Raw genomic sequence first — 23719 nt, 5'->3', positions numbered from 1 at the left:
CTTGGAAGATTGGCTAGATGGCATGAAAAAGTAAATCAATCAGGATTTAAGTCTTTCAATACAATCTCAAGATCGATAATGAATCATTATCAAACTATATTAAACTATTTTGACAATAGGAGTACAAACGCTTCAGCTGAATCTTTCAATGCTAAAATAAAAGCATTTAGATCTCAGTTTAGAGGTGTTAGAAATGTGGAATTCTTTCTTTTTAGACTAACTAATATTTATGCGTGATTTTTATCGCTCCACAGGTTTTGGACATGATCCGGAACTAATCCCTTTCATCTACTTTGAAAGTTCATTTAACACAAAAACTACTTTTATCTGGATTTGAATTTCATTTACAACTCTTCCCTTCTAAAATCAGGATCTAATCCCTCTACTTTGAAAGTTCATTTAACGCAAACCTACTTTTATGTGCATATGAATTTCATTTACAACTCTTCCCTTCTAGAATCAGGAACTAATCTCTCTACTTTGAAAGTTCATTTAACACAAACCTACTTTTATGTGCATTTGAATTTCATTTACAACTCTTCCCTTCTAGAGTAAGAAACCAATCTCAATCTGTCCGCATCAAAATACAAACAAAAGTCACAAACTTTAATTTTTAAAGCGCTGGTAAAAAGCGACTTTTGAAAGCAAGTTTAAAAAAAAGTAAAAAAAACTGATTTTCTATTTTCTAAATCAAAAAAAAGGTTAAATTTGCACTCGCAATCAACAAATGATTGTCGCTCACTGGAGAAATGGCAGAGCGGTCGAATGCGGCAGTCTTGAAAACTGTTGACTGTAACAGGTCCGGGGGTTCGAATCCCTCTTTCTCCGCCAGTAGAAAAACAAATGGTATCAAAACCCCGTAAATCTTATGATTTACGGGGTTTTTGCTTTTACGACATATTCAAATTATTCATCTAATCTCATCTTTTAAGAGATAAAATCGAGACCCAGGAAAAATCTAAAATTAGGGTCTCGCTAAATCAACTTAAAAATTTCAAGCAACCTGTTCAATGGTTAGTTTTTCAACTAGTCCACTATTTAAACATCTTGTTTGATATTCTTTAGAAATCTAAATTGAATATTAATTAAAAGGTTACCACTATGAAAACGAAAATCACATTGCACTTTTATGCAAAGAGCACAAAAGCTAATGCTGCAGGTCTACTTCCTATTTATGTAAGATTAACTGTTGATGGAAATCGAATGGAGTTCAGTACCAAAAAATTCATAGATTCCATTAAATGGTCACCTGAGATGTCAAAAATGAAAGGTAATACAGAGCATGCTCGTTCATTAAATGAATACCTTGATTTAATGAGATCAAAAATATTCGACATCCAAATGGAATTAATACACCACAACGAACCCCTCACAATTGAAGTTTTCAAAAATAGACTTCTCGGCATCCATGAGCGTGAACGTATGCTTATCCCAATTTTCGAAGAACACAACCGGAAAGTAGAAGAGTTATTGGGTCTCGAATACGCACCTGGAACATTAGAGCGATATAAAACCTCATTGAAACATACCAAAGACTTCCTGCAATGGAAATACAACGTATCAGATATCGAAATCAATAAAATTGACTATTCTTTCATAACAGAATATGAATTCTATCTAAGAAGCATCCGTAAATGCGCCAACAACACGGCAGTTAAATACATTAAGAACTTCAAGAAAATAATCAAAATCTGTATTTCAAATGGGTGGTTAGATAAGGATCCATTTGCAAACTATAAATCAAAAATTCGGGAAGTCGAAAGAGATTATTTAACCCAAGAAGAAGTTCAGGATATCTATTATAAAGTATTTGTAACCGAAAGATTAAACCTGGTAAAAGATATTTTCATTTTCAGTTGTTTCACTGGCCTTGCTTATATAGATGTCAAAAACTTAACGGTATCAAACATCAGTATGGGTATCGATGGCGGAAAATGGATATTCACCCATCGACAAAAAACAGAAACAGCTTCTCGCATTCCCCTCCTTCCTATTCCGGAAGAATTAATTCTGAAATATGCCAATCATCCACAATGCATAAATGAAAACAAGCTGTTACCTATTTTGAGCAACCAAAAAATGAATAGCTACTTAAAGGAAATAGCAGATGTTTGCGGCATTAAAAAAGATTTAACCTTCCACATTGCTCGACACACTTTTGCAACCACTGTAACACTTACAAATGGTGTTCCCATAGAAAGCGTGAGTAAAATGTTAGGGCATAAAAGTTTAAGAACTACACAGCACTATGCTAAAATCCTAGATAAAAAAGTGAGTGATGATATGGAACTATTAAAATCTAAATTAGGAAATTTTAAACAAGATAGAAATGTCTCAAAGATATCTAGTTCAAGAAATGTATAAATTAGTTCCTAATAATAAAAAGGACTTCGAAAATCATTTACCTAAATGTTTGTTATTTCAGACAAATTAGCCAATTTTGCCTTGAATGACAATCAAATAAAAAGCAATAGCAAAAAACACCTCATCTGCCAAGCGACAGATAGAAGAAACATAAAACTAGAAAGAAATAGGCGTAAAATCATATATTACAACTGATATGAAATAAATTCATCGATAAAATTTCGACAGAATTTTAAAACCAAAGCATTAAAACCTAAAATTTATGAAGGAAAAATTTAAGATATCGGAAGACTATAGACTATATTATGATTTGGGATATGCAAAAACAAGACTTTTATGGGAACTTTTCAGTAATGCTTCAAGAACTATACACAGTGTTTATATTTTTAAACATTTTGAAGAATATTCCCGACAGCTAAATTCTGACAAACAAGAAGACAAAGGTGATATTTATTGGAATGCTTCTTATTATGAAAAATTAATCGACTATATAAAAATTGTTGTCGCTTTTGAGACTTATAATAAAGCTTTGTTGATTAAAAACGAAATTGTAATTCATAAGGTAGACTCTGGATTCAATAAAAATTTAAGTCGCAAACAATCTGAAGGGAAACCTATATTTTTTAAAGATTTTTTTGAAAATAATTTTACTGATATTGATTTAAGAAATAAGAAAGCTAAATTAAATGGTTTTACAAAATATTTAAATACCATCTCTTTCAATCAGACCTTAAATCCAAATTACCAAGCAATAATAAAACTAGAAGAAAATTTCGTATATTATTTAAAGGACATAAATCAAAAACGAAACCGTCTGCATTTTTTTTCAGATTTTAAAGGTGCTTTTTCTGTTCATGACCATCTCAGAAAATGGGAGTACATAAAAGATCTAGCTATACATACCATCGATAATGAATTAAAACTGATAAATGAAGAATTAAAAATTATGAGTTTGATAGAATTTGAAAAGTAGTTATTAAATTTCAATTGTCAGTCCTTCCACACGTCTTTGATTTAATTTTATTGTACTTGAGTTGCAGCATAACCCACAATTACAAAACATTCATAACTATTTAAAAACTATTTATTTCCTGCAATTTTTTGATTTCTATAATTCTTTTATGCTTTTCCACATTAGTTTCGCTTAACGACAACTTCATGTTTGGGCTCCCAGCCCATGCGAAGTCTTACTTATTACTTTTATTCATTTCCAATTCTCAATATTATTTTTGAAGTCAATTAAGAGATATTTAAAAAATTCTTCTTTATAATATATTGTTGCAATAGAGGCATTTTTTACAAATTTAACTCTCTCTTTCTTAAATTCTCTAAGTTTATATTCAATTAAGAATTTAGGCATCATCAACTTAAAATTTTCTCCTAAATTATATCCATCTTTTTCTGCCCATTTATAGATATTTAAAGATGCACTTATATCTATTGATTTTTCATCATTATAATGCCCCCTATGAGTATTTAAATGTCTCAGGTCAATTATATGTTTAAAAGTTTTAAAGTAGTTATCCAAAATCTGCATTGGTACTTTGCTTCTGAGTTTTGAATGTTTTTTTAAATTTTCCCAAGTACATTCTTTTTCAGAAAATCCAACTTTATAAACTTCATTAATCATAAGTTTTTTTAATTCTAATATAGTATGAATCTTATGAAATAAAACTTCCATATGGTATTTGATATAGGTCAAATTATCAATATCATTTTCATTTAGAAATTTTGAGTTTGGAAAACGTCTTAAAAAAATTTCAACTTTTTTAATATCATCATTAAAATCAACTATATTATTATAATACCTAAAGGTATTCATTATGTATTTGTTTTTTTCACTGAATAAGTGAAAATTATTTTTAAGAATATTATAATCTTTATGATTTACAGCTTCTTCCTGTGCGTTATTAACTGAGTTTAATAAAAATCGTGTTAGTTCAAAATTTGTAGTTTCCAATTTATTTCATTTATATTTCTAAATATGGGATTTTTCAGGTATAACAACACATGAGTCAATACGTCAAAAACCTCTCCACACGAACTTTATTTTGTTATTCAGAAAATAAATATACGTGATTAATTGCATTTTTTTTGGGCTGGTTTAACTTAATGAACTTTGAATATTCAAGAAATCACTTACGAGCTTTGCATTTGGTCTTTTTACCGATGGTGCATACTGAAAGTGTTGCGTAAAGAAAATTAGAGAGTTTTCCAAATTCGATTTTTTGACCTCTGGCAGAACTCGTTCTTTAGAATCTATAAGTCCGATAATTTTATACAATTCTCCAGATTCAAGACTTTGCAATAATTCGAGTTCGTAACCCATCCAATATATTCCTTTATCAGCAAATTTACCCCAATAAGCTGCTGACTCTTTATTCTTGACGATTACTAATTTAGGCTTGATTATAGTCTCTATAACTTCTTGACTTAGTTTTATTTGATCCACCGCAAAATTCAACCCCTCCGACTTTTTAAGTATCTGATTTCGTAAAAAGTTTTGATCAGTTTCACGGAAGTAAAATATATCAAGGTAGGCTGTCCTTGAACGAAAATCAATGTTCAATTGTTTATCGTGAACGATTTTTTTTAGCGAACTCCAATATACATCGTACTTTTCATCCTCAGCGATAATTCTAAAATCAAAACTACAATTTCCATTATCAGCACCTATTCTGAATGATGGATTTATACCAGTAATCAATATATCTTTTGACTCTTTATTCACTGAATAATTAAACCCTCTTTCTCGGATACTTTCAGGTAAAGAATTAAGATAACCCTTAGACCAAATTTGTTCTAGGTGATGTTTCATGTTAACTTACTTTATTTACTGTGGTTATAACAATTGTCATTAATGTCAGGGTGCAGTTTTTTATTCGTTTCTTTCCAAATAATTACGTATTTCGGATGCAATATCGCCACCTGATAATAAATTCCTTAAGAAATCGTCAGGTAAAATAAACCAAGTCGCATAACCGCGAGAGTTTGGTTCGCCAACACAAATTATTCTGCCAGAAACTTTGTCTGGATTATTGAGTTCTCGTTCTGTAATATTCCATCTAATACCAACACAAGGATTTCCATTCCACTCTAGAATTGCAACAGAATATTCTCCATGAGTCGGACCTCCATCATATATTGGAACTACATTACTTACACAATCTTGTGGACTAATTACTGTATTTGCAGGGTGATGTATTGCCATGTATCTCTTAATTAAAATTGTTTTAAAAATTCTTCCGGTTCCATTCATCAGGAGTTTCATTGTTCGTGCTGCTCACGAAACGAAAACTTAACTGCTAGTCAGACATAATCCTAATTAGGAACATATACTGAAATACCATCATTTATAATTTGCAAATTATAATTGGCAGCTAATAAATTCTTCTCCGTAATTTCTTCAACTGGGAAGAATGTATTAAGTCGTCTATATGTGGAAGCACCTCTTACTTTTTCTCCTGTGTATATAATATGATCTTGACCATTAATTTGAAAAGCAATTGTATTTATAGATTTTCCGTATAAAAGATTTGAATCACCTATTATTGATAAAATCTCTTTAATCTGAGTACTTAGGATACGTGGTTTAAACATCTCGTAATGAAAAGATTTTCTCGTATCAAATTGTTTTAGAACTTGTGCATAATGCCTGTTTAAAATATGAATTAAACTATATTCATTGAATTCTATTTCTGTACCGTTAATTTCTGAAATGAAGTCTTCCGAATTTAAAGCTTCAAAAATTTCAAGTGCTACACAATATAACCACTTTGAATGTAAAACTATTGCATTTTCTTTTGCAATATAATTTGCGGAATAAATTCCTTGAATGTCATTCTTATACCTTGGTAATTTTCTAAGCTCTTTTAATTCTTCTCTTGCTTCTTTTGCAGATTGATGAAGTAATTCTTGTGCATGAACAGTCGTCCTAACAACAGCTTTCCATTCATTCGCTTTCCTATTCAAATAAAATAAGTCCTTTTTGATTTCTTTTCTTTTTACCTGATACTCAATATTCCTTACAGGCTTATACATTTTACTTTTTTTAAATCCATGTATATCTCTAGCGTAAACTAAATACAGAAACTTGAATTTTGGATTATCACAACATTCATAATCTTCTATAATTCCATCATCTAATATGGAATATTTAACGCCCATATAGAAAAATTCCTTTTCATGTTCTGAAAGAAATTCTCCCCCAATCGCTCTAGTTTTTAAAACTTCAAATATTTGTCTTGTTCTAATTTGCTCCGCTATTGGATTTGCGTTTGGATTAATTTCAAGTTCATTTATTAGAAAAGCCATATATGTTTATTGTTATTACGCAATGTTGGAAATGCTTGTTGCAACGTCAGTTCATCTCAAAACCTCCAAACAAACTTTATTTTGTTAACTAGAAAGTAAATATATATGATTTAAACTACAATTATTTCTCTTTTTACAACTAACTCCCGTTCCGTTCAACATAGGTTTCATTGTTCATGCTGCGCACGCAACGAAACCCTTGCTGTTACCTGCAGTACTTTTTTTATCTTTATCTTTTTCATTTTTCATTTTTAAAATCTAGAAAATTATCAGTTTCATATTCAACTTCTTTACATTCAAAATTTATTGATGTTATTTTTAGTAATTTTGAACTATCGTCTACATAAGCAAATTTGCTTGGCTCAAAGGCTACCAAATTGTAACCATTTGAAACGGAACTATTGAATAAAATTCCATCAAAACCAATTTGTCGTATGATATCAGAAATAAATTGGGTAACTAAATAATTTTCTTTTTCTTCAGGAAGAATTGGAATAGAAAGTTCTTCGGATAAGTCTTTTAATATTTTAAATAATTGTAGTTGTTTATTATCATTAAAATATTTTACTAAATCGACAAATCTTAAATCTGCAAGCATTAAGTTTTCAATATTTTGAAATTCACCAACCGATACATAATGACCTGGATGCGGTCTGATTTCACCCATTGCAGTTTCCTGATTAGATGCTAGATATAAAAAAGCGACTCCTTGTCTGTTAGCTCTGCCTGCAGTAGTTTTTAAAATTGGGGGAGAAGAAAGTTGCTCTTTAGAATATGGAATTTTAGTACTAAATGAATTTAAACCAAAACCAATTTCTTCAATTTTTTCACTGTAGCCAATTCTTGCTCTATTAAAAGTTTGTCGGATATTAAGATTAAATTTTAAATCTTCTAGAAGTCTAGTGAAAGTTTTTTTTGCTTCTTCTTCTAAATGATAATAATTTTTATTGAGTAATTCTTTTTTATAATGTCTCCAAGTGTGTGATTTTTCATTTTTTATTGCTTCAGCAAACAAATTTCTTTCACCATCATAATGACCACAGTAAATATCAATTTCACTTTCAAAATTATTTAAATCAAATAGATCATATAAAAAATTTTCTATTTCAAATTCTCTCTCATTTTGCTTTTCGAATTTATTAGAAATTATATAGTTCTCTGAGTAGAAAAGTAAAGGCAATTCTTCACCACCCCAATGAGAATTATATTCATATTCTGGATAATGATATCGTATTAAAAATCTACATAAATCATTTATGATAGTTCCTTCTGTAACATTTATGGTTTTATTTTCTAATGTACAAATTGAACAAATCTCATCAGAATCAGAATTGTTTTCAATATAAAATTTTAAATATTTATCTACTGCACAATTTGAACATAAATAATGTGTTTTTTCAACCATAAACTGTATTTTTATTTTGATGTTTACTTTTTTATTTTCGAGGATTATTGCAGGTACGTTCCTCTGGCTTTAAGCAGGTGGGATAGTTCCTAACCAAATGTATTGATTAAAGACTGAACAAACAAAACAAAACAAAACCAATACTAAATTAAGCCTTAAATCCCCACTTGCTTAAAACCCATATTAGTAACAGTATTAAAACTGTGTTTTAATTATGAACTTGGGCATATCATAAAGTTTTGATTTTACGATTCTTTTTTTGAAATGAAGCTTTCGTAGTTCTGTTTTGTAATTCTGAAATTCTTCATAATTAATTCTTGGATCAAAAACGACATCATCAATTATATCTAATGGATTAAAACGATATGGATATAAACTTTCACCCCTCTCAGTTTTAAATTTTGTGTTTATGAGCAATCTTACTTCATTTTCGTGTTTGAAAGGTATTCTTTTGAATAAAAGAGACTGAGTTAAACCTTGACCGCTTGGTTCAATTAGCCAATGTAGAGCATTTTTATCTAAATGTTCTCGCAGTTTGGTTGTAGTATAGTAATTTACTTTCCCTAAGAAGCAACTATAATCATTTATGTCATTTCCAGTGTCCATAAACAATGATTGTAAAAGCTTTCTTGGAGTCGTAGTTATTCTTGCACCGTTATATTTTGGCGAATATATTCTCCACATAGCATCACTTTCTCTAGTCTGCGTCCAGCATTGACCATAAAAATTATCTCTAAAGCCTACACAAATATCTTTTTCATCTTCCATTTTTTGCTGAATGAAAGAAGTCATTATATGATTTTCAAATGGATCATCCCACAATTTTGGGCTTACTAGGACATTACTATGAGTTTTGAATATTTGAAAAAGACGTTCTACAGTTAAGAATCTAAATATTGGACGATCTATATCTTCAGCTTTAAAATTCAAGAAATTTTTTTCCATGATAAATGGTGGCTTTTTGTTTGTTCAGTCTATTTCCTATACTTGTCGTAATCCTTGTCTTTAAATAAGTCGTTATGATACTTTTCTGTTAAGATTTGAATGCTCTTTAAAGACTCCTGATTTTTGAAGAAAAAATCTTTGTCCAAACCGAGTAAATTCATTGTTTCGACACCGATAAATGTACAAAAAGTAAAAACATCACTTAATAATCTTAAATAGTGAGTGAAATAGGCCAATACTTTATCTTCAAACGGTCTACTATTTCTTTCCCCCGCTCTTCGAAGTCTTCTTGAAAGCACGATTGTTGTCGATTATGCTGTGCGAAGTCTCCTGACTTCGTACCCACTCCTATAAGCAGTTCCAATTTTTTCAAAGTCAATATTCATTGTATTTAGTAAAATTATTCAAATTCAAAACATCAACAATAGGAATATCTGCTTTCTCTATTTTTAATAAACCTGTATCAGAAACATAATTACTGGCGCTAGAATAAATGTAATGTGATGCTTTCTCAACAATTCCTGCACGAACAGGATTTAAATGGATGTAATCCAACTTTGACCACATGAATTTATTGCTATAAATTTCTTCAGGATGATTGCCATACTGCCAAAACTGATAATTTTTGTTTCGAGAATGACTTTCGGTTGCTAGTTTAAAGCGTTCCAACATCCATTCTCTTCGACTCTCTGGGTCTGATTTTATCTTTTCGATAATTTTTGTAGCTGTAAATTTCTTAAAATCTCGCAACAAATCCGATAACTCTCCATCGCCAGATTGTACCACCATATGTATGTGATTGCTCATAATCACATATCCATACAAAACCATGGCTTTGTTTGTAATACAGAAATCCAAACATTCAACAACTGTGTCTCTGTAGCTTTTTCTTGTAAAAACATCAATCCAATCAACAACAGTAGCTGTCACAAAATGTGGCAAAGCCTGATCTCTTATTTTATATCCATCTGACATAGCTTTTTATTCAAATATAGCAATTTTTACTACAAATAATTATATGACTTCTCTATTGGAACGGGTACGAAGTCGGGAGACTTCGTACAGCACACCTATATTTAAGAACGTTTAGTTTTCAAAGAACACTTCGGAGAGCGGGGGCATATAAGCTCCCATTTGTGGACGTTTGAAAGAGATTTGTCCACCTAATTCTATATAAGCCCATAAATGAATTTTAGCTGGTCCAAAACTTTTGTTTAAGTCATAATCTAATCTTGCTCCAGCTTGAATTCCTTGCGCCGAAAGCATAATAAATGATTTGGCATTAAAAAGTGTTAATACTCTTGCTGTAATAGGATCTTGCTGCGTACCTAAATTAACATACCACGGTTTTTGATTCTTAAAGAAAAATCCTGCTTCTAATTTAGCATGCAATTTAAAGATGGAACCATTGTCTTTAGGGATACTAAAATCTGCTCCAGCCCCTAATTCCAATGAATTATCTCCAAAGGCAAAAAAGGCAAAAAACGGAGGGTTAGTAGGGTCATCTTCAGCTAGACCCAACTGTTTACTTATGATATTCAAACCTGCTTCAATGTAGAAAACACTAGGTAATGACAACAACATCATGGCTCTCATGGATAAAACATGACCATTATCTGCCGATGTACCAAAAGTGGCTCCTGCTCCTATTGAAAAAGGATTCCCATAATTTAATGATTCTGGTGGTCCACTAAACTTTCTAATATTGACTCCTTTTTTAGGTTTCATGTAATAGTCATACCAACTGTCATCAGCTTTTAATCCTGCGGCTTCTTTGGTTGCTATATATCTGAATCCTAATAATCCTCTGAAGGCTGAAATTGAAATTGGACCTACTGGTATCGGTGTAGGCAAATCAATAGTCGCATCTAATAAAAAAGCTGGATATTTTGGAGCAAATCGCATGCCTACACTACCAGACAAATTAAATCTTGGTAATTTTAGAGACACCTCTCCAGTAAATTCAGGAGAGTTTCCAGGATCTGGTAATGAAATCATTCCATGTATAATAGCTAATGCAGTTTTAGGCGTCGCTGTTCCAGGAATCATCAAATCTACTTCGATAGTTTGTATGCGCAAGAATGAATCTTCATGTCCATCCTCAGTACAATAGTAATACTTTACCCCTTCTCCACGAGCATCCAGTCCTAATGGATTGATACTAATAGCTCCATCAAATCCCCAGAAGTTGTATTTGCGACCATTAATTTGAGTTGCACCAAAGCGAACATTAGACACCGCCATCTTAACCGGCCCAAGATCCAACAATATACTTACTGGCAACGGAATATCCCCACCAACTAGTTCAATATTACCATCACTGTAAATACGTAGTTTTTCGATAATGATTTTTTGGTCTTTGAGCAGCTTTTGCATGATTCCGTTAGTAAACGAAATCTCGCAAGCAGTTCCTATATAAAAATCATCGTCTTGTTTCCCTAACTCAATACTGTTGAATTTAAAATCTACTACGTTAAATAAACTGGCTTCTAGCTCACTCCCTTTGGCAAAGGAAGCCGTGAGATTAAAATCGCCATCTTCATACAAATGTCCTTCGATGCCTATTTCCAAAGGGCCTGTTTTGGCTTTGTTTTTAAACTTTGGGATTTCTAATAGCCCTTTTATATTAGAACCTACAACCTTGTTTTGCTTGAATGTAATATCAAATTTGTTGAAACCTATCCTAAACCCTTTTTCGGCAGAGCCAATTTTTTTCCAAAGTGTGGGAACGCTATCGACAACGTTGTCATTAGGAAAACTGTTGAGATATAATTGATATTCGCTAGCTGAATTAAATGTTTTTACTCCTCCACTTAAAGGGGATAGCTCCGTTACGCTTAAAGGGAACTTGAATGAATAAGGCGGTATTTCTTTAGTTGAAGTTACAGGAAACAATTTCAATTTCAAATCAGCAATACCCAATACTTCAACTTCTTCAATTTTTGACGTTTCTGCATTTTTTTGTAATAAGGTAACAGGGAAAATAATATCAAATTTATCCTCAAAATAATAAACAGGACCTCCCACAACCAATACGGGAATCGTTTCTAGCATAAATGTTCCTGAAATACCACCTGTTCCTATCAATAGATCATAGCCACCTAATCGTAATGTGGTTGATGATGTTCCTTGTACCGCATCATCATGAAACCATCTGGATGGTAAGGTTACGGATAGTGCACGGGCATACACCCCAACAAAATCATTAGGTCTGCCATCGGCATCTGCCTCGGCAATATTTGTTTTTTTACTTAAATCAATTTTTAAAGTATCTAACTGAAGAATCAATCCTGTTTTGCCAATCATAGCATAAGTAGAAGGCATTAATGATCCTCCCATTTCCAATTGGTAGCCAATTCCAGCCTCCGTATCGGCATACAATTGGGCTTGCGCAAATACAAACATGGATTTAGCTGTTGGATCTGCTAAACCTGTTGCTGTATTAATATAATCTGAACCATCTGATTCAACTGGTCTTAAAATATTTTGAGGAAACTCAATACCAGCACTCAATGCCAATGTTGCTTTGGCTTTTGGCGTAATAATTCTTTTAATATGGGCCTCGATACCATCAGGAGCAATGATGTTGTAAAATTCCTGTAGTCGCTGTTTGGTTTCACTTAGATCTGATCTTAAAATGTAAACGGTAAATAATAACAGCGGGATTGAATTGGTAATCCCTGGATTATTATTGATAAGTGCGACAACACTATCAATAGATTGTTCCACACCAGCAGGAAATTCTAATTCCTGATAAGACGGATCCTGCGTAATTTGCTGTAAATCATTAATATCAGCTAAAAGTTGCTCATATTTTGTAATACTATCTCCCGCTTCTACAAAAATATTTAGCATGTGTGCAATAACTTGTTCCTCGCTAATGCGAAAAACATCTAGTCCCACTTTATAAAAATCTTCTATTGAAAAAGAAAAACTGCTGGAGCTAAAGGTTTTTATAAACGCCAAGATCTCCCATTGGTACTCCAGTGTAATAGGAAATGAGGATATAGTAGAATCCCCTCCTGTGATGTCCGGATTCAACACTAATGACAAATCAAACGGTAAAGGAATTTCTAATCTTTTACTCGTAACAATATCAAGGCTATAAAAGGCTGAGTCTCCTCGAACTCCCTTAGAGTATTGCAGGTTTTTATAATGGATATTTTCAAAAATGGCATTCAATCCATTTTCTACAAAGGATAAAAACTCTGGTAAATCATCTACAGTGACGATCTCCGATAGTCGAGGGTAATATCTCGCTGTAGATACTGGAACCGCTGGAATTGGATTAGTTGGCATATTCTATTTGTTTTGACTTTATTATTTTATGATTTGCATGATTAAATTGTAGTCGTATTTATCCTAATTGAGGGAATAAAATAAATAGTCCAATTTGTTTTTCTTAACGATTCATCCTTTGAAAGGACAAATATTAGCAGTAAATTATTCTTTAAAAAATTACTGCTTGGTGGTTTGACTATTGTGTTCTAATATTGTACAGCCTTGTAAAGCAAGGGGATTGCTTTATTTAATATGACTCTTTTAAGAACTTATTAGGCAATAGTATGCTAGAAGAACTTATGGGGTAAGTTCCGGACTGGGGATAAAATGTATGTTTTTTTGGGGAGTAGCTTCACTAAATTTAGGCAAAGCTTTCTTGATAATTGGCTCAAAATTGGGGATTTGAGCCTTAATATTTAATTATTTTTACTCTTTTGTAATTCTGTCCAGTTCTTTTAAAACGGTGGGAATTCTATAGTCGCCTTTCATCTTTTTTATTAAGTTGGTGGCAATATCTAAATCAATACCAATTGATGATACATAAAGAGGCTTTTTACTTTCGCCTCTGAATACTTCTTTGACTGTGTTTTTATTTCTGAAAAAGGAGTTTTTTGCAACACCAATAACTGGTATTTTTTTATCTAAACTTTCCCAGGTATGTCCTCCTAAACCAAAAGTACCACCATCATCAACATATATATGTCCATCGATAATTACTGCTTCAATATCCTTTAAATTAATTTTTTGAAGGATGCTTTCAATGCATGGTAACTCTCTTTTATAAAACTCACCAGATACATAATCCTCGATACCTGTTATTTGATCAACAACTATACTTTGTGGAGTTTCATCTTCGCTATTAAACACAACAGCTACAACTTTAGCTTCGTTTTCTTTGTAATAGACATCTATTGCTAATAACATTTTTAATCTAATTTATACTTAGATACCATTTTCTGGTAATATCCATCGTCTGTTAATTTTCCACCTGCTACTTGATTACCATTGATGTCATATTCATAAAAAGCTAAACTAGTTTCTCCAACAGTTAAGGTTGTTCTAATAAGCTTTTCTTCTTGATTATATTCATTATCCCAACCAATATGACTTCCATTTTTATATTCTTTTTCAAACGCCACACTACCATCAGGATTTCTATCTAGTACCAAATATCCACTATAAAAAACTCCATTATACAAGATTTTACGATAACCATCATCATCCCATCCACCATATTGTACTTGAGTATCATTTAATCTTAACTTTTCAGATTGTTTTAAGCTCATAACCTATTTTTTTTTTAATTTGACATTATCATTTTAAAATCTTTAGTAATAAAGAAACAGTCACCACATCTAGGCATTATTGCTATAGTACTATAATTTTTGTTATAACCTAAAATATCATTAACAATATCATCAGTTATAATTAATCCTTTTTCATTCTGTAATCTCCATAACAATTCGTTTAAAGCTCGTATTTCTGCATGAGTTCCAGGAATATGACCTGTTCTTGATATACTTTCAATATCAATTTTCCATGTATTTGAAATTCGTTTTTCCAAATGTATATTAATTCGTTTTTCTAACCAAGGATGAATTGTTCGAAAGTCTTCTTCTATTTCAAATTTGGCATAAATTGATTTAATTTTATCAATATCAAATAAATTATTTGATATAATAGAATTATCTGTTCTAAACCAATTTTTTTCTTTGATAAAATCATCCATCATTGTTTTATGAATATTATCCCTCAAAATAATTAAATCAGGATAGTCCTTATGAGAAAATCCAGATTTTAAAGTAATTTTCTCTAAATATTTTTTTGACAGACCGCTACTTTTTGTAACTAAAAAATCTTCTTCTACTTTTAAATACAATTTTTTACCATGCTCGTTATAAATAGCAAAAACTTCATCTAAATTAGTATTAAATAAATAATTCCCTTTCGAAATCTGTACATACGCTTTTATATAATTTCTTTCAATTACAAGAAGAGATGGATCCGTTTTAAATTTATTAAAGCTTACAATATTGGTATGAGGATAATCTTTAAAGAAAATTAACTGTTCTTCCTTCGTATATTTATTTAATTCTGCTAATAAATCAGCCTCATCACTATATTTACTCCATGAAAGTATTGCGTCTGGATTGGCTTTTAGATACTGATTGTATAAATCAGTAGATAAATCCCCATATTTACCTAACCATTTTATCTTCTTTGCATTTGATAATGACACAAAATTAGGTCTTAAAATTAAATCGTCATAATACCTTCCCCAATAAGAAACTAACTTTGGTTCATCAACAAATTTAGCAAAATTGGTTGCATCAACATCTCCAAATGTATCCAAAAAATTAAGCTTTCTTTCATAACTTAAAGTTCCCAACACAGGTTTAATACTTGCTTCATCAACAAAACGAATTATATTATTCGTTCTGTTTTGAACACAAATATAGTCTGTAAACTTTGCTTCTGTTAAACCTCTTTCACTTAAACTAATCCAATTCTCAATATACTTACCATTAAGTATATTATCAACTCCTTTACCGCTATTTAATAATTTCCAAAATGCAGGATCATCAATACCCTGAAAATCGTTCCAGAATTTTAATTTTTGTGCATCAGTAAAAAGGGTATTGTATTTTGAAATAATAGTATTAGTTGCTCCACCAAGGTCTAAAGTATTCAATTTATTGCCAAATGTTGTTAATGCAACCGTTTTTTCTCCTTTTAATGTCGTTAAAAGGTTCATCGCATCCAAACTAAGCCCATGAGCTACACCTGAGGGTAACGCCTCAATTGAAGCCAAAACTCTCTCCGCTTCACGAACTGCATGTGCTCTTGCAGCAATTGATACTCCTGCCCCTAAAAAGAGTAGAGGCAATAATACTTTTTGATAGCCTTCTAATATTTTTCTTTTATCTTCATTGTTTTCGGTAGTAATTAAATAAGTATTAATTTGCACTAAAGAACCCGCTGTAAGCGTAAAAACTTCACTACCTACTTCCAGTCCTCTCCATACTTCAACGGCTTTTGTGGCTTCAAGTCCTCCTGTTAAAGCCCTTCCTAGTTGAGTAGTATATTTGAGGTAATGTAAATCAGCCAAAACTCCAGCTCCTCCTGTAAAGTAAGCCAATAGTACATCAGTAGTTAAATCAATTGCTAAAGAAATAGCTGCGTCAAAATCGGCTATGCGGTCAAATTCTTCTATAAAATGAAACAAGAAAGCTGGAATCGTTGCCGTTTTCGGGATTTTTAAATCAAGATTAGCTTCAAAACCTGAAAACAATACCTGCTGGTATAAATGAAAGGAACCAAATAACGTACTTGTTCTGTTATGAATATGGTCTAAATTTGAATCTTCAGTAGTTATTTTATTTATTTTTATGTTTTTACCATTAATCGTAGATTCAAAAAATACTTGTTTACTAAGAAAAGAACTTTCTGAAGAAGAGAATGTTAAATAATTATTTTTATTAAACTCATTTTCATTAAGTACAAAATACCCATTCGGATCAACCCCTTGAAAATTTGCAGTTGCACCTATAGGCGTAACCCCAGGTGGTATATGTCCTAGATTATACTTAGATACTTTCCAAAGTTCAAATACTGCAAAGGCAAAATACTTTCTATTGGTTTGTTCATTAACAAACCAATTCACAAAAGTGTATCTTTCCAATCTTCCATCTGTCAAAGACTCGTATATTGTTTCAAAGTTGGTTTGAGCTCCATTTCCCTTTTCAAGTAAAAAATCTAAAAAATCATTTGCATATGAAGCAGTTATAGACAATACTAATCTTACTAAAAATCGTTGATCATCTTCTTCTAGTTTTCTCCTTAATAACCCTGTAATAGCATTTATAATATAACTGTAAGGTAAAATGCCTAAAGCTGAAGGAGGTAATATTTCTAATAAAAACTGTAATTTTTTGTCTTCAGAACGAAATGCAAGATTTTTTTCTATATAACACCTTTCATAAAAATTGACCAAGCCATTATAATACAAAAGATAATCATTGTAAGTAGAAAATGATGAGAATATTGCATCAAAATCATCTTTGTAGGGGCGTGGATAACCTTCTAATGGTGTATCATAATAATATCCCCAGCTTCTTTTTAAATCAAAAAAAAACTTTTCAAAATCTGGAAGTCCATTATAATCTAAATTACCATTTGATACATCAGTCTCTCTGTTAAATAAATTTGTATTAGTTGCAATTATTGGAATAATATCTTTGTTAATTTCCTTAATTTTAAAAACAATCAAAGTCATTAGTTTTTTAAAATCACTTTTTTGTAGATCACTTATTAGCCAAGAATTTACAAAATCTCCAAAATTCTTTTTATAGAAATAACCACTCGGTAAAGCTGATTCATTATGGAGTTCAACAATACCGTTAACTTCATCAGTATTAATTTTATAACCAATGATTTTTAAATTTTCAAAAATTGTTTTTAAATATTTCCTAACCCCTTTTTGATCTAATGTCCTTTGTAAGTTGAAGGTATATTTTTTATAATTAAAAAAATTTTCAAAAGGTTCATTAAAATCTACTGTACTTACCGTTATTTCTTCATTCTCTGTAGCCAAATTTCTTTCAAAATCATACTTAACTAACAGCTTCATTGTAGGAACAGGCTCAATATTTTGAATATAGTTTAAAAATATAGCTTCATTGTAATAACCTGACAAATCAGGTTTTTTCCTATCTTCCGCTTTAAATTCAGAATGGTGAAAATATCTATAAACCTCATGAGATAAATCAGGAGTTGTAAATTGAACTAAAAACCCATCAACATCAAATATTGGATTATCAAATAAATGTATTCTAATGGGAGTTCCATCTTTTAAAATTGCGATAGTTGTCATCTATAAAACTGTATTAATGTTGAAATAATTTGTACTAAAATCTAAATCTGGCATATACTCACTATACCCTTTACTAAAATGATATTTCCTATCCAAAGAATACACCATAACATCAAGAGTTGGAGTCGCTAGTTCTAGGTTTCCATCTGTATTTTCAGCCACAATGCCTAGTCGGTATTTCTGGTAAGCTATGTTTTCGGGTGAGAGTAACTCATTGCCATCTTCAAAGAGGTCAATCAAAAACAGGCGAGGATTTTTAAATCCTTCGGTAATCAAGGCTTTGATGCTGTTGTTTTCGGCTTTAGTGATTCCTAAAATAATTTTGTTGGGCGTGCTGCCATCCAGCGTTTTTAGTTCCAGTCCCGTTATGGTTTGGATACTGTCTGTAAACAATTTCAGTCCATAATAATACGGCTCTGGTAAGTCGTAAGTTTTGCTTTTGGTCACAGCACCACTGGCTGAAGGACTGGTTTTAGTATCGGGCGTAGTACTTCCTGTGGCAGAGACCGCATTGTTCATCACATCACTAGCTTCAGTAAGATAGGTCACACGGGCTACTGTAGATGTTTCCTCGATTCCTGTTTCAATCACATCATTTACAGTAAGGGTTTGCACTACTGAGAGGCCTTGTTGTTTCTTGTCGTAATACTGGTTAATCAAGTTGAGCTTTCCGTCAGTCATTTTAGAGAAATCGCTACCGCCATTTACTTTTAATAAAGGTTGGGCATTTATTAAGCTAAACACATCATCAAAAAAGTTGGCTTGTCCTTTTTGGATAATCGGTATTCCGTTTTCGTCCAGTAATGTATTGGCTTCATATTCATCACTTACCCCTTGATAGAGTAACAAACTAAGGTTGGCGATGTTTTTACCATCAGCTGTGGCTGGAGTCGTAAGCTGTACCGTGGTAGTTAGTCGGCTGTAATTACCCTCAGCATCGGCAGCTTGTCGCAGTCCATCGGCATTAAAGAAATTATCTTTTTGTGCGTTGGCTATGTTCGCAATTTGTCCGTATAAAGCGGTGTTGTTGTTATTGTCAGTTACCAGTTGTAAATACAAATTATTGTTTGCAATAGGTGTTGATTGTGTTTGGGTATTAATCAAAATCGGCCAGCCATTAGTTCCATAGGTTGCTTCTGTTACTGTATCTACCAACAATCCCGTTTTGAGATTAGTAGTTCCTGTTCCTTCAACTATTTTGTAGTTTCCATAAAAATCATAACTGCGCGTACGGTCTCCTTGCAGGTAGATGTACCAATTGTTTTTTGTCGCAAAATTGTTTATGACATCAGTGTATATTTCCGACCCCTTTTTATCAGTTTTAGTAGCTGCGGCATCAGATACTTTTACTTTGCCATCATTAACATACAAACCATAAAAGGCGGCAATATCAATAAACTGGGTACTTTGTTCGCGTTGCCGTTTTTGTTCATGCACATCTGTAGTGACAATGGTAATTGTAGCTTCGGTGGCACGGGCATACCCCAAATCGAAAACAAATTCACTGTTATCAAAATCCTGTTTATAATCACCATAATCAAGGACAACATCGATGCCGCAATCTCCAGAGGCAAAACTCCCCAATGATTTGCCCATAGCAATTAACGGCAATTCGAAGTCGTCTTTTTCTTCAAAAACTCCTACACCACCTACTGTGGCCTCCACAAATTCCGATTCTTTAAAAAAGAAACTGGAAAGCAGGATTGTCTCATCAATTAATAAAGGATCATATCCTATGTATTTGGCTGTAAAATCAGGTATTGGTCGTATAAGATTACCTTCTTTGTCTTTACGATCGTCATGAAACGCATGAAAATCGGTATTGATTTTATTGATAAAATCGGAAGTCGTTGAGTTTGGTTCGATGATTTTAGGATCAGATTCAACTGTGAAGAAATCACTTCTTTGGAGACCTCTGTATACAAAATACTTAACATTCAATCCTGGAAAAGGTTGTCTGTAGGGACGAAGGATAACGTTTACTTTAGTTGAGCTTCCTGTTTGCGGTTGTATTAAAACCAATCCTTTACAAATAGCAAAGGCTTTTTTTGTTGTATTTTCAGATAAAGTAAAACTTGAAGTTAACCTAAATTCATCAGGCGATTTAGGTCCAAATGATTGTGGTGCGTTTTGTGAAGGAAATCCTCCTGATTCTATGAAAAAATGAGATTGTGTGGCCATATATTGTAGTATGAAATGGTTTGAAAAAAACTTGAGAAAATGTATTATGCCAACCTTATTCTTTTCTTTGGTTGGACAAATATTAACAGTAAATTATTCTTTAAAAAATTACTGCTTAGTGGTTTAACTATTGTGTTCTATTATTGTACAGCGTTGTAAAGAAAGAGGATCTCTTTTTTTTAGATGCGTTTTAGAACATAAATGCTAGGGGACTTATGGGGGTAAGTGTTCCGTACTGGGTATAAAATGTTTTTTTTTTGTGGGGATGATTAGCTTACAACGAGCTATTACTTAGAAGTTTTATAACTTCTTGGTAAATACTGCTTTATTATTATATGACCAACTCCCTTTTGTGAGCATGAATTGTATATCCGAGCTATTGAATAACTGAATAAAACCTCCTACCTCTAGACTTTTTCTTTTGAAAATATTTAGAGATATTTTTGGTAAAAACTAATTTAATTTATAAACTTACATCATAAACTATACTCTTTTTGAGTTTCAAAATAAAATATTCTAAATCACATTAAAGACCAAAAATCTAATTCTCTCAAAATCAGAAAAAACATTCTTACTCTTAATAAAAAATGAAAAACAATACATTCGCAAATAAAAAAAATAGAATTATAATACGATTCGTGATACTTTTTACAGCACTAATAATTAGTCACATAAGCTATAGTTGTTTTAAAGAAAACAATACTCCTCCTGTTTATAGTGAAATACCCGATGCAAACTTTAAGACGTATTTAAAAACAATAGTGCCATTGGCTTTTACTCCCGATAATAAATTCATTTCAAATCATCCTTCTGTTGTTTCTTATGATGAAAGGATAACTGTTGTGGGGAAAAAAATTACTTCTTTGTCTGGTATAGAACATTTTCTTTCTTTGAAAGAACTTGATTGTAAAGAAAATAAACTCACTACTCTTGATGTAAGCAAAAACAAGGCTTTGACAGATCTTTTCTGTGGCTATAACCAACTTACCACCCTTGATGTAAGCAAGAACATGAATTTGACAATAATTGGTTGTTCCTATAACCAACTCACTACCCTTGATATAAGTAAAAACACGAATTTAAAAGAACTTAATTGCGCTATGAATCAGCTCATTACTATTAATTTAGGAAAAAATACTATTTTGAGAAACATTTTCTGCTACAATAACCAACTCACCAATCTTGATATCAGTAAAAACACGAATTTGACAGGGCTTGAATGCTACAAGAACAAACTCACTACTCTTGATGTAAGTAAAAACAAGAGTTTAACAATGCTTTATTGTTACTATAACAAACTCACTTGTCTGGATGTAAGCAATAACAATGGTTTAGTATTCCTTGCCATAGATGGTACTGTCATATGTTGTCATCCTAGTATAAAAGCTTTTAGTAACAGAAGAGGTGAGTTACTCGACCCTTTTTTAATGCGAATAGGCCCATTTACTTGTCCTTAATTCTATATCTCTCCAAAATCTATAACTTCAAAACAATGTTAAATTAAGAAGATGTACTATTTTTTTTCTTTATAAAATTGAAATCTGCTAATATCCGTATCAAGTAGATTCATTTCATTCTTAATAATGTTTAATGAATCTAAATTCTCGTCAGGTTGCTCTTCCATAAAAGCATTAAAATCAATTATAGTTCCCCTAATACCCCATAACGTTTCAAATTCACCAAATACTTTAATTTTTTCCTTAATGCCATTAGCCTTTCCTATAGCTGTTCCTAGGTTAATCCCTCCATATATTGCTGAAATTAAATAATATATATCTAAAAAATCTTGTCCTTTTGTGTAGGGATGGCCAAGAATATTTGATTGATGAGCATCAAATCGTTGTATCTGATCTGCTAAACCCGCACCTAATGTATTACCTGTCAAAGTAAAACCCATACCTATAGCATTATAAATTACACTGAGTACACTTACTCCCTCAATTATTTTAATAATAGGAAAGACTACACCTGCAAAAGTGACTGCTTTTTCTATTAGATCAAAGATATCTTCTGTACTCTCATTTCGGTCAACTAACCAGGGTAATGCAAAAGCCGGGATTGGTATAATACTACCATGAGGTATATTCAACCCCTTAATCTCTTCATTAGCCAAATAAGGTGATACAAATAAAATATCATCAAAGTTCCATTCCTCATCATGCCCTATGGAATTAAATACTTTATATTCTACTCTCGTTAAATAGGGATTATATCGATACTGAATAGCTGATTTAATTTTTATTTTCAAGTTACTTCCATTTATTGTCTCAATTACATATTTGACACCTCTTGTGAAATAACCTGTTCCATTTTCATACTCTGCATCAAGATCATAATACGTCTTTAATGGAATTGTCCATGGTCCAAGCATCTCAAGACCTATTGGATAAAACTGAGATACGGTAAGGCTATCCTTAAATTGCACAACTGTTTTTGTAGAATAAAAGAAATTCATTAATGTTCGTATTAACTCATCATAAAGTTTAGTAGGTAATTTATCTTTGTAAACTTGTAGATTAGTCTTTCCTGTTGATATAGTTGATGTATCTGTAGCAAACATATAATTATATAATGCAGCACCATCATCTTTACTTGTATTATCAATTAGGGAAATAAATAATTCATACTTGTCAGATAAAAAATCAAAAGTTAAATACCAATTTGTTGTAGTAACTAATTTATCTAATATGATTTTTCTATCTTCAAAAGAAAGAGCATATTTATAAATCTTAGGGTCATATAAATTAAACCAATCAAAATTTTCTGCTTTAGCTAGTTCTCTGGCAGTAATAAATCTAGATTCCCAGTCAGAATATGATTCATTTAAAAAACTATTAAAAGAATCATAACTGGAAGCTTCTACTAAAATAGTCATCGAACGAGAACGACTGTAATTTTGATCAATATCAATATTATTGATTGTACTATGCCAATCATTATAAGTTGTAAATTCCTGACTATAAGTATTATCTTGATTGGAAGGAAAAATATATCTCTTAAAAGATTCACTGTCTTCAACATAATCCTGAATAATTGCTGGCGTCATTAATCCCTCAGGATCAATAACTATTTCGTATTTACGATCTGGTCCGGTACCGATCACATCTCCTATTTCAGGATGTTTTCCAAAATATATTTTTATTTCTTTTTTTTCTTTAGATTCAGAATAGTCATTTCCATAGTCATTTACGATACTCTTAATATTAAAACTATGATTACCTGACAATTGTATATATTTCTCTTCTATTGCTTCAATTTTTTCTACATTAGCATCTACTGAAAATTTCACGGTAAATTTTCTCAATGTTAGATACTTAATCCATTCTAATAATTTTGCTACTTCTTTTGCTTTCATA

The 23719-nt window shown here is 31.6% G+C and carries 17 protein-coding genes and 1 tRNA gene; 5 read left to right on the top strand and 13 right to left on the bottom strand.

Annotated features, from left to right (window positions below):
• The 4 genes from BLV91_RS14050 to BLV91_RS14035 form a co-directional block, all read left to right on the top strand.
• Positions 1-237: transposase (locus BLV91_RS14050; protein ID WP_139262348.1), on the top strand; the 237-nt coding region annotated here is incomplete at its 5' end.
• A 506-nt stretch (positions 238-743) separates the two neighbouring features.
• Positions 744-831: transfer RNA gene (locus BLV91_RS14045), tRNA-Ser, on the top strand.
• A gap of 270 nt (positions 832-1101) precedes the next feature.
• Positions 1102-2364 (top strand): site-specific integrase, encoded by a 1263-nt coding sequence (locus BLV91_RS14040; RefSeq protein ID WP_091434384.1) that lies wholly within the window; start codon positions 1102-1104, stop codon positions 2362-2364.
• Positions 2365-2626: 262 nt separating this feature from the next.
• Positions 2627-3337, top strand: coding sequence for a hypothetical protein (locus BLV91_RS14035; RefSeq protein WP_091434382.1), 711 nt, complete (start codon positions 2627-2629; stop codon positions 3335-3337).
• A 231-nt stretch (positions 3338-3568) separates the two neighbouring features.
• Here BLV91_RS14035 and BLV91_RS14030 read toward each other — a convergent pair whose 3' ends face one another.
• The 12 genes from BLV91_RS14030 to BLV91_RS13975 all read right to left on the bottom strand — a co-directional run bounded on the left by BLV91_RS14030 (position 3569) and on the right by BLV91_RS13975 (position 20363).
• The gene (locus BLV91_RS14030) at positions 3569-4324 is read right to left on the bottom strand and encodes a Cthe_2314 family HEPN domain-containing protein (RefSeq protein ID WP_091434381.1); all 756 of its coding nucleotides are present in this window, start codon (positions 4322-4324) and stop codon (positions 3569-3571) included.
• Between the two features lie 144 nt (positions 4325-4468).
• A complete protein-coding gene (locus BLV91_RS14025) occupies positions 4469-5182 on the bottom strand; it encodes a hypothetical protein (protein WP_091434379.1) in 714 nt (237 codons plus the stop codon).
• Positions 5183-5242: 60 nt separating this feature from the next.
• Positions 5243-5575 carry a hypothetical protein gene (locus BLV91_RS14020; protein WP_139262346.1) on the bottom strand — a complete coding sequence of 111 codons (333 nt, stop codon included), beginning with the start codon at positions 5573-5575 and terminating at the stop codon, positions 5243-5245.
• 110 nt (positions 5576-5685) lie between these two features.
• Entirely contained in the window at positions 5686-6678 is a 993-nt protein-coding gene (locus BLV91_RS14015) for a hypothetical protein (RefSeq protein ID WP_091434375.1), read from the bottom strand.
• Between the two features lie 238 nt (positions 6679-6916).
• The gene (locus BLV91_RS14010; protein ID WP_091434373.1) at positions 6917-8083 is read right to left on the bottom strand and encodes an RES family NAD+ phosphorylase; all 1167 of its coding nucleotides are present in this window, start codon (positions 8081-8083) and stop codon (positions 6917-6919) included.
• Positions 8084-8278: 195 nt separating this feature from the next.
• Positions 8279-9028 (bottom strand): DUF2971 domain-containing protein, encoded by a 750-nt coding sequence (locus tag BLV91_RS14005; protein WP_091434370.1) that lies wholly within the window; start codon positions 9026-9028, stop codon positions 8279-8281.
• A 375-nt stretch (positions 9029-9403) separates the two neighbouring features.
• On the bottom strand, positions 9404-10003 hold the full coding sequence (locus BLV91_RS14000; protein ID WP_091434368.1) for an REP-associated tyrosine transposase: 600 nt from the start codon (positions 10001-10003) through the stop codon (positions 9404-9406).
• A 111-nt stretch (positions 10004-10114) separates the two neighbouring features.
• Complete coding sequence (locus BLV91_RS13995; RefSeq protein WP_091434366.1) at positions 10115-13327, bottom strand: hypothetical protein; 3213 nt, start codon at positions 13325-13327, stop codon at positions 10115-10117.
• Positions 13328-13735: 408 nt separating this feature from the next.
• A complete protein-coding gene (locus BLV91_RS13990; protein ID WP_091434363.1) occupies positions 13736-14233 on the bottom strand; it encodes an endonuclease V in 498 nt (165 codons plus the stop codon).
• Positions 14234-14235: 2 nt separating this feature from the next.
• Complete coding sequence (locus tag BLV91_RS13985; protein WP_091434361.1) at positions 14236-14595, bottom strand: hypothetical protein; 360 nt, start codon at positions 14593-14595, stop codon at positions 14236-14238.
• 14 nt (positions 14596-14609) lie between these two features.
• Entirely contained in the window at positions 14610-18182 is a 3573-nt protein-coding gene (locus tag BLV91_RS13980; RefSeq protein ID WP_091434359.1) for a hypothetical protein, read from the bottom strand.
• Positions 18183-20363 carry a hypothetical protein gene (locus tag BLV91_RS13975; RefSeq protein WP_091434358.1) on the bottom strand — a complete coding sequence of 727 codons (2181 nt, stop codon included), beginning with the start codon at positions 20361-20363 and terminating at the stop codon, positions 18183-18185.
• Between the two features lie 587 nt (positions 20364-20950).
• On the opposite strand from BLV91_RS13975, the gene BLV91_RS13970 reads away from it, so the two are divergent.
• A complete protein-coding gene (locus BLV91_RS13970; RefSeq protein ID WP_091434356.1) occupies positions 20951-21820 on the top strand; it encodes a leucine-rich repeat domain-containing protein in 870 nt (289 codons plus the stop codon).
• Positions 21821-21876: 56 nt separating this feature from the next.
• Here the strand turns inward: BLV91_RS13970 and BLV91_RS13965 are convergent, their stop codons facing one another.
• Positions 21877-23718, bottom strand: coding sequence for a hypothetical protein (locus tag BLV91_RS13965; RefSeq protein WP_091434354.1), 1842 nt, complete (start codon positions 23716-23718; stop codon positions 21877-21879).
• Between the last annotated feature and the right edge of the window lies 1 nt (position 23719).

Origin of the sequence: Flavobacterium degerlachei (assembly GCF_900106645.1) — a bacterium.
Lineage (GTDB): Bacteria > Bacteroidota > Bacteroidia > Flavobacteriales > Flavobacteriaceae > Flavobacterium > Flavobacterium degerlachei.
This window is presented reverse-complemented; position numbering and strand designations above follow the sequence as displayed.